This is a genomic window from Streptomyces bullii, from assembly GCF_042657145.1.
Taxonomy (GTDB): domain Bacteria; phylum Actinomycetota; class Actinomycetes; order Streptomycetales; family Streptomycetaceae; genus Streptomyces; species Streptomyces bullii.
The window spans coordinates 234,766-246,906 of the sequence record NZ_JBHSNY010000001.1; the positions used below are offsets into that span (position 1 = coordinate 234,766).

Genomic DNA, 12,141 nt, shown 5'->3' on the forward strand with positions numbered 1-12,141 from the left:
CACGACACGAGGCATCGGCCCGTGTCGTGGGACGCGCCCATCAGCCGGTTACGGCGTGAGACGGTTCGGTCCGCGGAACAGGAAGGTGGCCTCGCGGATCGACTCCAGACCGAGGAGCACCATCAGCACCCGGCCGAGGCCCATGCCCAGGCCACCGTGCGGCGGGCAGCCGTACCGGAACGCGTTCAGGTAGTCCTGCAACGGCTCTGGGCTCATGCCCTTCTCGGCGGCCTGCTTCAGCAGCACGTCATACCGGTGCTCGCGCTGCGCGCCGGTGGTGACCTCCAGCCCCTTCCACAGCAGGTCGAAGCTCAGAGTCACACTCGGGTCGTCGGCCGGCCGCATGTGGTAGAAGGGCCGGATGCTCACCGGGTAGTGCGTGATGAACACGAACTCGTGCCCGGTGGCCTCCTGGATGTGGGCGCTGATGCTGCGCTCGCCCTCCGGGTCCAGGTCCTCCTTGATCCCTTCCGGGTCCCAGCCTCCCTTGCGCAGGATCTCGTGCGCCTCGGCCATGGTGATGCGAGGGAAGGGCGTCGTCGGGACAGTGATCTCCACACCGAAGTGCTCTCGGATGGCCTCACCATGGGAGTCGGCGACCTTCGCGATCGCGTGGGCGAGCATCTGCTCCTCGAACGCCATCACGTCCTCGACGCCGTCGATCCAGGCGAGCTCGACGTCGACGCCGGTGAACTCGGTGGCGTGCCTGGAGGTGAACGACGGCTCGGCACGGAAGACGGGGCCGATCTCGAAGACCTTCTCGATGCCGGCCGAGATCGCCATCTGCTTGTAGAACTGCGGCGACTGCGCCAGGTAGGCGCTGCGGCCGAAGTAACCGAGCTTGAAGACCTCCGCTCCGGACTCCGAGGCCGTGCCCATGAGCTTGGGGGTGTGCATCTCCGTGGCGCCCTGCGCGTAGGCGTACTCGCGCATCCCCTGTTCCAGGGTGGTCTGCACGGCGAACATCAGCTGTGTGGCGGTCCGACGGCGCACGTCCAGGAAGCGCCAGTCCAGCCGATGCTCAATGCCGGTCTGCTCGTCGATCGGCAGCGGCGTCGCGGCCAAGTTCAGGACCTCGACCGACTCAGGGACGAGCTCCAGGCCGCCGAGCTTGACCTGCTCGGCGTCGACGACACGGCCGGTGATCTTGACTGCGGATTCGGGAGTGAGAGCTTCGAGCTGGGCCTCAAGCGGCCCTTCGTCACGCTTGTGGGTCACCTGCACCATGCCGGTGCTGTCCCGCACGATGACGAACTGCATCTTGCGCTGCAGGCGCAGGGTGTTTACCCACCCGCAGACAGTGACGGTACGGCCGACGTGTTCTCGCAGGTCAGAGACGTGTACGCGGCTTTGGATCATTGCGGTCCTCCGAAGGACGTCGTCATGATCCCTTGGGAGTGCGGGCGAGAAGGGCAACTCGCGGTGCCACCGCACTTTCGCCGCCACAGCGTGGCGGCCTCATTCGGGCCCGCTGACGGGGGCCAACCGGCGGGGCATTGGACCACCGAACGGGGTCGTTCCTCCCCGCGCTCAGGAGGGTCTTCGCCTCGGGGCGCGAGGCCGCCTTTCCAGCTTCCGGCGGCTCTCTCGGCTCGCGTGATCCCGGGCTACTCGTCTCCATCAACGCGTTGCCCAGCAGGATACGGATCTCACGGGCACCGCCGCAATCAAGAACACACTTCTGAACGGGAGGAACGGCTGTGAGCGTGCCCGTGCGACGGGCGGTGGCCGCCGACGCCGGGGAGCTGGCCCGCCTGCGCCAGCTATCGCTGACCTGCCCGGCGGTGCCTTGGAGCAGGCCCCGGGATGTACCGGACGGACCGTGGGTCAAGGAGTGCCAGCAGGTGTTCGTTGCCATGCTCCATGGCACGGACACGGCCGCCGCGTTCGTGGTGGATGCGGCTCCCGGCCGCGTGGCGTCCTGTGCGGTGGGGTTTCTTCTACCCCGGCTTCCTGGGCCAGGGAGCAGCAAGCCGTTCAACGGTGACATCAGCACCGTCGCCACCGATCCAGAGTTCCGCAGGCGGGGCTACGCCCGGGCAGTGGTGACGGCCCTCATGGACTGGATGGCCGTGCGCGGCTGCAAGCGCATCAGCCTCTCGGCCAGCCCAGAGGGAGAGCCGCTGTATACGTCGCTCGGGTTCGTGTATGACGAACCTCGGATGACCTGGCGGGTCCAGTGATTGCCCGGCAGCGGAGCGACCAGAGCGTCCCGCTCGACCAGCACCCGGCGCGCGACGACGTCGCGCTGCGGCCGGCGGTGGAGGACGCCGCGATGGGCCGTTGGGAGGGGGCACGGGACCTGCTGGCCGCGACCGGCCCGGATTGGGATCGCCGGATCTTCCGCCTTCAGGTACTGGCCGAGGCCGGAGCCCGCCTACGGTTCGCTGACACCTGGGCAAGGGCCGAACCGCGCTCGCCGCACGCGCTCGGCCTCCTAGCCAACGTTCAGGCCCTCCGGGCCATGATCGCCGGCCCAGGCAGCAGCGGCCGGGGCCTGATGGAGGAAGCCTGGGCCACCTGCCGTACGGCCCTGGACACGTGGCCCGAGGACGTAGCGCCGCTGGTGGTGATGCTCGCGCTGCTACGTAGCCACGCCCCAAACCGTAAGACCTTGAACGCGGTGTGGGACGAGATCGTCAAGCGCGACCGGTGGAATCGCGAGGCACACCACGAGGTCGTGACCTTCTTGCTCCCCCGCTACCACGGCCAGCAGGGCGAGGCGATGTGGTGGGCCGAGGAGCAGGCGGCCATCGCCCCTCAAGGCCTGCCGATCGCGGTTCTGCCGCTCGTGGTGATCGCGGAGGCCCACCGGACCCGCCAGGAGCAGGACCGCGACGCTTACGGGCTCACCATCCATCCCTGGGTCGACTGCCCGCAGATCGACCACGTGCTGGAGGGCTGGTGGCGCTACCGCGCCCCGCGACCGCACGCCTGCTTCGCGGATGACGCCAACTACCTGGCTCACGCCCTGTCGTTCGCGAACCGTCACAGCGAGGCCCTGGAGGTCTTCGACGCGATCGGCCCGTACGCCACGCAGGTCCCCTGGTCGTACTGCGGACAGGCCCGCGACCTATTTCTGCGGCACCGCGCCTGGGCCTACAGCCCACCTCGGCGCCGACGCCGCTGAGCCCTCGAACTACCCCTTAAACAAACGAAGGACGGAAATCCTGTGCCCCTCGATGTCTCTCGCGTCTCTGACGAGGAACGCCTGAAGCAACTCGGCTACCAGCAGACGCTCTCCCGCTCCATGTCGGGCCGCGCCAACTTCGGCGTCAGCTTCACGATCATCTCCATCCTGTCCGGCTGCATGACGCTCTACGGCTACGGGATGAACACCGGCGGGCCAGCGGTGATCATGTGGGGCTGGCTGTTCGTCGGCTTCATGACGCTCTTCGTCGGGCTGTCCATGGCGGAGGTCTGCTCCTCCTACCCCACCAGCGCGGGCTTGTACTTCTGGGCGCACCGCATGGCGCCCGCGAGAACGGCCGCGGCGTGGGCGTGGTTCACTGGCTGGTTCAACACCCTGGGCCAGATAGCTGTCACCGCGGGCATCGACTTCGGCGCCGCCACCTTCCTCAACGCCCTACTGGACCTGCAGTTCGGTTACGCCGCCACGCCCGTCCACACCATCACGCTCTTCGGGATCATCCTCTTCCTGCACGGCGTACTGAACACCTTCGGCGTGCGCATCGTCGCCTTCCTCAACGAGGTGTCCATCTGGTGGCACATCCTCGGCGTCGTCGTCATCTGCGGCGCCCTGGTGCTCATCCCTGACCACCATCAGTCGACCAGCTTCGTCTTCGGCGAGTTCGTCAATAACACCGGTTTCTCGTCGAGCGTCTACGTGGTGCTCATCGGACTGCTCATGGCCCAGTACACGTTCACCGGCTACGACGCCTCCGCCCACATGACCGAGGAGACCATCGACGCCTCCACCGCCGGTCCCAAGGGCATCGTCCGCTCGATCCTCGTCTCACTCGCCGCCGGCTTCGTCCTGCTGTTCGGCTTCACCTACGCCATCCACTCCTACTCGGGCGCGCTCGAGTCCACCACGGGGGTGCCACCGGCGCAGATCCTGATGGACGCCCTCGGCGCGGCGGCCGGCAAGTGGCTGCTGCTGGTCATCATCGTCGCCCAGCTCTTCTGCGGCATGGCCTCGGTGACCGCCAACTCCCGGATGATCTACGCCTTCTCCCGCGACGGCGCGCTCCCCTTCTCCAGGACGTGGCACAAGCTCAACCCGGCCACTCGTACCCCCACGAACGCCGTCTGGCTCGCCACCGGTGGAGCCTTCGCTCTCGGCCTGCCCTACCTGTGGAACAGCACCGCGTACGCGGCTGTCACCTCCATCGCCACCATCGGTCTCTACATCGCCTACGTGATCCCCACCTTCCTCCGACTGCGCCAAGGCGACAGGTTTGAGCGCGGCCCCTGGCACCTCGGCTCCTGGTCCACCATCGTCGGCACGATCGCCATCGCCTGGGTCTTGGTGATCACTGTGCTGTTCATGCTGCCGCAGACGTCCCCGATCACCGCGCGCACCTTCAACTACGCGCCCGTCGCAGTTGGCGTCGTCGTGGCCTTCTGCGGCGCCTGGTGGCTGGCCTCCGCTCGTAAGTGGTTCCTCAACCCGGCGCACTCTCGCAGTTCGGGCTTCAGTCGAGAAGCTCGTGGACAGGAGCCCCACCGCCTATAGGCTCCGTCCGGCAGCCCGGCCGCAGCGTCGCGGTCTGCTCATGCGAGCCGTTTGTGCGCAGCATGTGGACACCAAGACAGCTCCCCAGTGGACGCACACCGCGACGCTCAGCCATCTGATCACGAACGACTGACCTTAACTGGGACCGGGCTCCGGCTCACGGGCGCGGCAAACGTTCGAGGTCATGCCACCCCCGGCTCACCCTCGTGGCACCCCTCATCCTGGATCTGCCGGGGCACCGCCCTGTTGCGACACGGACCGTTGGCTGGACTTACCCCTGCGGCCAGCACGCGAAGGTGCAGGTCAGCCACATTATTCACGGTTCCGTCGAGGGAAGCCGACCGGAGCAGACCGTACGGCATGCCCCTGGATCGGGTGCGGGGCTCAGCCAGCGACGTATGCGATGGCGTCGTGGCTATGGATGCTTTCTAGGTTGCGGACCTTCACCGAGTGACGAAGACCCCGCTCGCGGCAGACGTGGCTGACCTCCCGCGCCATATCCTCCACGAATACAGGGTGGTCGTACGCCTGCATCGTCAGCACACGTTCATCCGGACGCTTTACCAAGGGCACGATAGGAGCGGACGCACACCGTTCGAGAAGCCGTACGGCCTCCTGCACCCCAAACGGATAGGGCGTGTCGCCATGCCCTGTCACGGACAGGGTGACACGACTGCGCTGGTTGTGGGCACCGTAGTCAGAGATCGCTTTCGAACACGGGCACAGGCTCGTGACCTCGGTGGTCACCGATGTGATCAACGTCGTGTCTCCGCCATCCCAGCGGCCGTCAAACCGGACGTCGTGAACCTGGCACGACTCGGCACCGCTCGCAGGCGCGATCACAGTCGTGCTCAATGGGACGGCAACGGACACCGCGAGCGCCGGCGCATCAAGAAGATCCGCCCCGACTTTCAGGACGTACGGCAGCTTCCGCGGATCGAACCGGCGCAGATGTTCGTGGACGAGAGCCACCATGCGGCTCATGTGAGTGCCACGGCGGTCATGCTGGAGCCGCACGGTCACCTCGATCTCGGCAATGCCCTCCTGGCGGAGGTGACCGTCCTCGAAGTACAGGGGATACCGCAGACCGCTGATGCCGACATCGTCGAGCTCGATGCCGCGAGAGTCTGTCTCGTTCTGAATATCGTGCATCGCTCACTCGCCCCGATAGGTGCAGCCAGACGTGCACGTCTCGCGGACGGTGAGGGCCGAGAGTGCAGGCAGGGTCGGCTGCAGCCGCTCCCAGATCCAGCGAGCGAGGACCTCGCTAGTCGGGTTCTCCAGGCCCTCGATGTCGTTGAGGTAGTAGTGGTCGAGCCGTGCTTCGAGAGGCTTGAAGGCCTTCTTGAGGTCGCCGAAGTCCATGACCCAGCCGGTCCCAGGGTCGACCGGAGCCTCGACGTGGACAATGACCTTATAGGAGTGACCGTGCAGACGGGCGCACTTGTGACCCTCGGGCACGTTGGGCAGGCGATGTGCAGCTTCGAAGGTGAACTCGCGAAAGATTTCCATTACTGAATTCCCAGATACTTGTGCGTCTGGAGAGAGAGGGTCCAGCGCGGGTTCTTCATGCAGTACTCAACGGTCGCCCTGGTGTTGGCTTCGGCGTCCGGGCCGTCCATGGGCTGGAGCCTGAAGTGCCGAAAATCCAGGTGCTCGAACTGGCGAGGGTCTCCACCCAACTGGGGGTACACCAACTTCAGTTCGTCCCCGCGGGTGACGACCACCTCGGAGCCGATCTTGGGGCTGACGCAGATCCAGTCGATGCCCTTGGGCGGTACACGGGTGCCGTTCGTCTCGACTGCCACCTCGAAGCCGCGGGCATGCAGCGCGTCGATCGCTGCTCCGTCGAGTTGCAGGAGCGGCTCGCCGCCCGTGCACACCACGAAGCGGTGCTCTCTGGAGGACAACGGCCAAGCGTTCTCGACTGCCTGAGCGAGGTCGTCCGGGCTCCGAAACTTACCGCCACCTTCTCCGTCGGTTCCGACGAAATCTGTGTCGCAGAACTGGCAGATCGCACGGTGGCGATCCTTCTCCAGGCCCGTCCACAGGTTGCACCGGGAGAAGCGGCAGAAGACGGCCGGACGGCCCGCGTGGCTCCCTTCGCCTTGCAGGGTGTAGAAGATCTCCTTGACCAGGTAGGTCATTCTCACGCGCCCTGGTACTGCACAGGGTCGGTGACGCCAGCCTCGGCGAAACCCTTGAGACGGAGCAGACAGGTCTCGCAGTGCCCGCAGGCCCACCCCTGCTCGTCCGGGTCGTAGCACGAGGACGTCAGGGAGTAGTCCACGCCAAGGCGCAGGCCTTCACGGACGATGTCGGCCTTCGACATGGAGATGAGCGGGGAGTGCAGCTTGAGCTTCTGCGTGCCCTCGACCCCGGCGCGAGTGGCCAGGTTCGCCATCTGCTCGTACGCCTCCATGTACTCAGGCCGGCAGTCCGGGTAGCCGCTGTAGTCGACCGCCGTCACGCCCGTGAAGATGTCACTCGCCCCGACCGTCTCCGCGAAGGCCAGCGCGAAGGACAGGAAGATCGTGTTGCGTGCCGGAACGTAGGTGACGGGCACGCTGCTGTCGATGCCCTTGTCGTCAGCGACATCCAGGGACTCGTGCTTCGGAACCTCGATGTCCGACGTGAGGGCCGAGCCACCGAAAACTCGCAGGTCGATGTCCGCGATCACGTGACGCGCAGCCCCCTGGGCCGCGGCCACGCGCTTCGCGGCCTCAAGCTCCACACTGTGCCGCTGGCCGTAGCGGAAGCTCAGCGCGTACGGCGTGTAGCCCTGGTCCTTGGCGATCGCCAGGACAGTCGTCGAGTCCAGCCCGCCACTCAGTAGAACGATCGCGGGACGCTCCGCCATGCCTGCTCCTAGTTAGATCTCACGTGTACGGCTGAACACTAGCGTGAAAACTGGCAGGTAGAGTAACGGCAACAAACTTCTAGTTATACTCGTCGGGGAGTAGGGGCTGCATGAAGCAACTAACGCTGGTCGTCACATGCACGGACCGCAAGGCGGCTGTGCCGGAGACCGAACTGCAGGCGAGGCAGCTTCCCGCAGGACCCGTGAAGGAGCGCGCCACGCTCTGGAGCGAGCGCATTAACAGTGCCGCTCACACCCACTCGCTCGCCGAGCTCTACCGCGGCGACCATTGGACCCAGGCGCGTCGGCTCACCGAAGCGACTGCTCAGGCCGGATTCAAGGCCGACCTCTGGGTGGCCTCCGCCGGCCTCGGCCTTCAGCCGGTATCTGCCTCCGCCCCCTCCTACGCGGCAACCTTCAGCACCCGACATGCCGACTCGGTAGCCACCACCGCAGAAGACGGCGCCCTGTGGTGGAGTCAACTCCAAGAAGGAACCGGCCGGGCAACGCTGCAGGAACTCGGCAAAGCCAGCCCTATCCTCTTGGTCCTCTCCGAAACCTACGCAAAAGCCATGGAAGCGGAACTCCACGCCCTGGCCGACGTCGCCAGCGAGGCACTCCTCTTCGGCGGAGTGGAAGTCGCCGGCATCCAAAGAGTCCCCGCCGATGCAGGGTTGAGGCGCAGCTTGGGCGGAACACTGACGAGCCTGAATGTACGCATGGCCGCGTCGTGGCTCCAGCACTGCCAGGACGGTCAACTCACCTCAACGGCCACCAGCGACTCCTGGAACAAGTGGGCCGCTACTGAGTCGAGGCCTGAGCAACACAACCGCCGACCGATGACCGACGAGCAGGTGATCGCCTTCATCCGAAAGCAGACCTCGTCCCATCCCGGCATCTCGCGGACGCGACTCCTTCGTCTGCTTCGAGACGGGGGTCAGGCCTGTGAACAGAGCCGGTTCGCCACCCTGTACATCAAGACCATGGGGAAGCAGTGACAGAGAACCTCATCCGGCGCAGAGCCCTGCGCATCGAGCAGAACCCCAGCATCCCCCTCTACCTCTTCGCCCTCGAAGCCGGAGAGGTAGATCGTGTGGCTGACGTCGCCCGAATCTCCCGTGACGAGGCGGGCAAGCTGCTCGGCTACCAGCGCCCTGAGAAGAAGCAGCACGTCAAGCAGATTCTTGATTACCTGGACGGCGAGGACGTCCTGTTCCCTAACGGTCTCATCCTCGCTCTCCCCTCCTCGGTCCGCTTCAAGGGAAGCCGAGGGCCCAATAGCACAGACGGGCTGGCAACAATCGGGACTATCGAGATTCCGCTGCCGGCCTCCGACGAAGCACCCCGCCCCGCTCTGATCGTGGATGGGCAACAGCGAAGCCTCGCTCTTGCACGCACGAAAAAGTCGAAGCTTCCCGTCACCGTTGCGGGGTTCGTCGCTGAAGACCTCGAGGTCCAACGCGACCAGTTCCTCCGGGTCAATACCGTGTCGCCGCTTCCCACCAACCTGGTGGCAGAACTCCTGCCTGAGGTCAACACCAAGCTCCCCACCAGGCTGTCCGCTCGGAAACTTCCGTCCACCCTTGTCAATGCGCTGAACCAGGACAGCGACTCACCGTTTAGAGGGCTCATCAAGCAGGCTTCGACGACCGGCGATAGAAAGTCAGAAGCCGTCGTCAAGGACAACAGCCTCATCTCCGCGATCGAAGAGTCACTCGCTCCTTCCGGGGTGCTCTTCCCATACAAGAACCTTTCTAACGGCACCACCGACACCGCAGCGATGAGAGATATTCTTGTCGTCTACTGGACTGCCGTCAGGGACACCTTCCCAGAGGCTTGGGGGCTCTCGCCGGCAAAGAGTCGCCTCATGCATGGCGTCGGAATTAGGTCAATGGGGCGCCTCATGGACCGGATAATGGACCGTGTGCTGTTGAGTGCAGAAGTCGGGTCGAAAGACGCCTACGACAAGGCCATGGCAGAACTGGAACTGGTCAAGCCTCACTGTCACTGGACCAAGGGGCGCTGGCCAGAACTCAACATCCCTTGGAACGACTTGCAAAATACACCCCGCCATATCAGCACTCTGTCAAACGTCTTGATCCGGATCTACCTTCAGTCGAGGATGAGCGCGTCGTGAAGTTCTATTTCCCAGACAGTCAGGACCAAATCAGCCCTGGGTACGATTTCATCAACGATGAATACCCGTATCATCGGGTCCGACAGAGGGATGATCTGTACGCCCATCAAGCGGTGAGCCCGGCACCGTACGACGGGATACTGGTCAGCAAGGCCATCGTAGACGGAACGGTAAATGGCGCCGGAAAATACGCCGGAAAGTACACTACTGGACAGCGGGACCGACTCTACCGAGACGGAGTGAGCCACTTCTTTGGGCTGCCCGACACGATGAGAAGCCTCGGCGACTGCGGGGCATTCAACTACATTGACCAAGAGTACCCGCCGTACAGCATTGATGAAGTCCTCGACTTCTACTATAAATGCGGATTCGACTCGGGAATCAGCATTGACCACGTGATCTTTGGTTACAAGCCCGACCTTCCCGAGGAGGACGCCGATCCGGCATGGGTTAAGCGTCGCGAGATTTCACTTGATCTGGCGGAAAAGTTCATCAAGGCTGTCAAGAGCCGCAACAAGCTGATGCCGGAGGGGAAGAAGAGACTTGAGCCAGTGGGTGCGGCTCAGGGATGGAGCCCGGACAGCTACGCGGACAGTGTCTCCAGGCTTCAAGAGATGGGATACAAGAGGATCGCGCTAGGTGGCATGGTCCCCCTGAAGACGCCGGAAATCATTGCATGCCTCGAGCGAATCTCTGACGTTCGCCAGGACGGCGTTGAATTTCATCTGCTCGGAATCACTCGCGTCGATAGCATGGAACGGTTCGTCAAATTCCATGTCACCAGCTTCGACAGCACATCGGCGTTCCGTCAAGCCTTCATGGACGAGCGGAACAACTATCACACAGCCGACCGCTCATACATGGCGATCAGAGTTCCCCAGGTCGATGGAAATCTCGCACTCAAGCGACTGATTCTGGCGGGGGTGGTTTCGCAATCCGAGGCCATCAAGGCTGAACGAGAATGCCTCAAGTTGCTTCGCCGCTACGACGCAGACGACGGCGTCGAAGTTCAGGAAGTCATGGATGCGCTGCGCGCGTACCAGTCCCTTCTTGGCGACGAGAAGAAGCTGAAGAAGGTCGAGAAGTACGAGGCCACCCTCACTGACCGTCCCTGGCGGCGCTGCCCATGCGATCTGTGCAGGCAGCACAAGATCGAGATGGTTATTTTCCGTGGAACGGAGCGAAACAAGCGCCGCGGATTCCATAACATGACGGTACTCGAAGCCAAGATGCGCAAGCTGCCGCTCACATAATCGCCCAGATCGCGCATAGCACTCAAAGTAACTCAAACAGGAGATGATGTGGCCGACCGCTACGTGTTGAAGGTTCCCGCGCTCAAGGTGCTCCAAGGCAGCAAGGAGATCTACTGCTTCGCTGTCGACGGCAAGAAACTGCACGACTTCGCCTCCGTATCGCGTATCCGCCGTGACGGCCAGAAGCAGTTGCAGGGATACCAGCGGCCCGAGGTCCTCAGCCACATCCGCTCGATCCGCCGCTACCTCGAGTCAGAGGGAGCGATGCTTCCCAACGCTGTGGTGCTGGCCTTCGACGAGCGGGTGACGTTCGAACCGGCCGTCCGCAGTAGCGACGTGAAGTACTCCGTCCCCGGCGAGCTGGTCATCCCAGTCGATGAGTCACTTGCTGACGACCAGAAGCCGGCCTGGCTGGTGGACGGGCAGCAGCGCAGTGCCGCCATCAGGGACGCCGACCTCGCAGAGTTCCCAGTCGCAGCCGTCGGCTTCATCGCGTCACAGGAGGAGCAGCGGTCGCAGTTCATCCTGGTCAACTCGACCAAGCCGCTCCCCAAGGGGCTTGTGTACGAACTACTGCCCGAGACCACCGGCCAGTTGCCGCGTTCGTACGCGCGACGCCAACTCGCCGCCCGGCTCATGGTCCTCCTGAACATGAGCGACGGACCCTTTGGCGGCAGGATCAGCAGTCCTACGTCGCCGAATGGCAACATCAAGGACAACAGCGTCCTGAAGATGCTGGAGTACAGCATCTACGAAGGCGCCTTGTACCAGTACCGCAACGCCACCGACGGTACGGGCGACGAAGAGCGGATGCTGGCTCACCTGACGGCCTTCTGGACGCCAGTGGCAGACATCTTCGAGGACGCGTGGGGGAAGCCTCCCAAGGAGTCGAGGCTGACCCACGGTGTCGGCATCCAGGCCATGGGCTTCGTCATGGACCGGCTGACTTCGGGCACCCCGGTCGAAAAGGTTAAATGGGACAAGGTTCGGCGCACCCTCCGAGCCCTGGAGGACCACGTGGCCTGGACCTCCGGCACCTGGAAGTTCTCGGATGGCCAGGAGTACGGCTGGAACAGCCTCCAGAACACCATGAGCCACGTACGTCTGCTCAGCAGCCACCTTCAGGCTCTGGTCACGAAGTAGTACCCGACGGCACTCCCCGATGGCGGCCGCCCCACCTTTGTAGGGCGGC

The 12,141-nt window shown here is 64.2% G+C and carries 12 protein-coding genes; 7 read left to right on the forward strand and 5 right to left on the reverse strand.

Annotation, left to right across the window (positions count from 1 at the left end; all coding sequences use genetic code 11):
* Positions 1-48 precede the first annotated feature (48 nt).
* Positions 49-1,359 (reverse strand): aspartate--tRNA(Asn) ligase, encoded by a 1,311-nt coding sequence (gene aspS, locus ACFPZJ_RS01165; RefSeq protein ID WP_055550337.1) that lies wholly within the window; start codon positions 1,357-1,359, stop codon positions 49-51.
* Between the two features lie 341 nt (positions 1,360-1,700).
* Here aspS and ACFPZJ_RS01170 point away from each other — a divergent pair, with 341 nt between their 5' ends.
* From ACFPZJ_RS01170 to ACFPZJ_RS01180, 3 genes are read left to right on the forward strand one after another with little or no spacing between them, the layout of a single operon-like run.
* Positions 1,701-2,183, forward strand: a complete 483-nt coding sequence (locus ACFPZJ_RS01170) for a GNAT family N-acetyltransferase (RefSeq protein ID WP_381015890.1) — start codon at positions 1,701-1,703, stop codon at positions 2,181-2,183.
* The gene (locus tag ACFPZJ_RS01175) at positions 2,180-3,130 is read left to right on the forward strand and encodes a hypothetical protein (RefSeq protein ID WP_381015893.1); all 951 of its coding nucleotides are present in this window, start codon (positions 2,180-2,182) and stop codon (positions 3,128-3,130) included. Before ACFPZJ_RS01170 ends, ACFPZJ_RS01175 begins: the two co-directional genes overlap by 4 nt.
* A gap of 42 nt (positions 3,131-3,172) precedes the next feature.
* Positions 3,173-4,699, forward strand: a complete 1,527-nt coding sequence (locus tag ACFPZJ_RS01180) for an amino acid permease (protein ID WP_381015895.1) — start codon at positions 3,173-3,175, stop codon at positions 4,697-4,699.
* 384 nt (positions 4,700-5,083) lie between these two features.
* Here ACFPZJ_RS01180 and ACFPZJ_RS01185 read toward each other — a convergent pair whose 3' ends face one another.
* The 4 genes from ACFPZJ_RS01185 to queC are packed head-to-tail and all read right to left on the reverse strand — an operon-like array spanning position 5,084 to position 7,559.
* Positions 5,084-5,851: a GTP cyclohydrolase I FolE2 gene (locus tag ACFPZJ_RS01185; protein ID WP_215166558.1), complete on the reverse strand. Its 768-nt coding sequence runs from the start codon at positions 5,849-5,851 to the stop codon at positions 5,084-5,086.
* A gap of 3 nt (positions 5,852-5,854) precedes the next feature.
* A complete protein-coding gene (gene queD / locus ACFPZJ_RS01190) occupies positions 5,855-6,211 on the reverse strand; it encodes a 6-carboxytetrahydropterin synthase QueD (protein ID WP_381015896.1) in 357 nt (118 codons plus the stop codon).
* On the reverse strand, positions 6,211-6,846 hold the full coding sequence (queE, locus tag ACFPZJ_RS01195) for a 7-carboxy-7-deazaguanine synthase (RefSeq protein WP_215166560.1): 636 nt from the start codon (positions 6,844-6,846) through the stop codon (positions 6,211-6,213). The genes queD and queE overlap by 1 nt, the downstream gene beginning before the upstream one ends.
* A 2-nt stretch (positions 6,847-6,848) precedes the next feature.
* Positions 6,849-7,559, reverse strand: coding sequence for a 7-cyano-7-deazaguanine synthase QueC (gene queC / locus ACFPZJ_RS01200; RefSeq protein ID WP_381015899.1), 711 nt, complete (start codon positions 7,557-7,559; stop codon positions 6,849-6,851).
* A 110-nt stretch (positions 7,560-7,669) separates the two neighbouring features.
* Between queC and ACFPZJ_RS01205 the strand changes: the two genes are divergently transcribed.
* The 4 genes from ACFPZJ_RS01205 to dbpB (ACFPZJ_RS01220) are packed head-to-tail and all read left to right on the forward strand — an operon-like array spanning position 7,670 to position 12,092.
* Positions 7,670-8,557 carry a hypothetical protein gene (locus ACFPZJ_RS01205; RefSeq protein WP_381015901.1) on the forward strand — a complete coding sequence of 296 codons (888 nt, stop codon included), beginning with the start codon at positions 7,670-7,672 and terminating at the stop codon, positions 8,555-8,557.
* Entirely contained in the window at positions 8,554-9,696 is a 1,143-nt protein-coding gene (gene dbpB, locus ACFPZJ_RS01210; protein WP_215166563.1) for a DGQHR domain-containing protein DpdB, read from the forward strand. Before ACFPZJ_RS01205 ends, dbpB (ACFPZJ_RS01210) begins: the two co-directional genes overlap by 4 nt.
* Positions 9,693-10,949 carry a tRNA-guanine transglycosylase DpdA gene (dpdA, locus tag ACFPZJ_RS01215; RefSeq protein ID WP_215166564.1) on the forward strand — a complete coding sequence of 419 codons (1,257 nt, stop codon included), beginning with the start codon at positions 9,693-9,695 and terminating at the stop codon, positions 10,947-10,949. The genes dbpB (ACFPZJ_RS01210) and dpdA overlap by 4 nt, the downstream gene beginning before the upstream one ends.
* A 48-nt stretch (positions 10,950-10,997) precedes the next feature.
* Positions 10,998-12,092: a DGQHR domain-containing protein DpdB gene (gene dbpB, locus ACFPZJ_RS01220; RefSeq protein ID WP_381015902.1), complete on the forward strand. Its 1,095-nt coding sequence runs from the start codon at positions 10,998-11,000 to the stop codon at positions 12,090-12,092.
* Positions 12,093-12,141 lie beyond the last annotated feature (49 nt).

Excerpts from the sequence above, each read along its gene's own strand:
- aspS (WP_055550337.1), bottom strand. The coding sequence starts at position 1,359 with ATGATCCAAAGCCGCGTACACGTCTCTGACCTGCGAGAACACGTCGGC.
- ACFPZJ_RS01185 (WP_215166558.1), bottom strand. The coding sequence starts at position 5,851 with ATGCACGATATTCAGAACGAGACAGACTCTCGCGGCATCGAGCTCGAC.
- queD (WP_381015896.1), bottom strand. The coding sequence starts at position 6,211 with ATGGAAATCTTTCGCGAGTTCACCTTCGAAGCTGCACATCGCCTGCCC.
- queE (WP_215166560.1), bottom strand. The coding sequence starts at position 6,846 with ATGACCTACCTGGTCAAGGAGATCTTCTACACCCTGCAAGGCGAAGGG.
- queC (WP_381015899.1), bottom strand. The coding sequence starts at position 7,559 with ATGGCGGAGCGTCCCGCGATCGTTCTACTGAGTGGCGGGCTGGACTCG.
- ACFPZJ_RS01205 (WP_381015901.1), top strand. The coding sequence starts at position 7,670 with ATGAAGCAACTAACGCTGGTCGTCACATGCACGGACCGCAAGGCGGCT.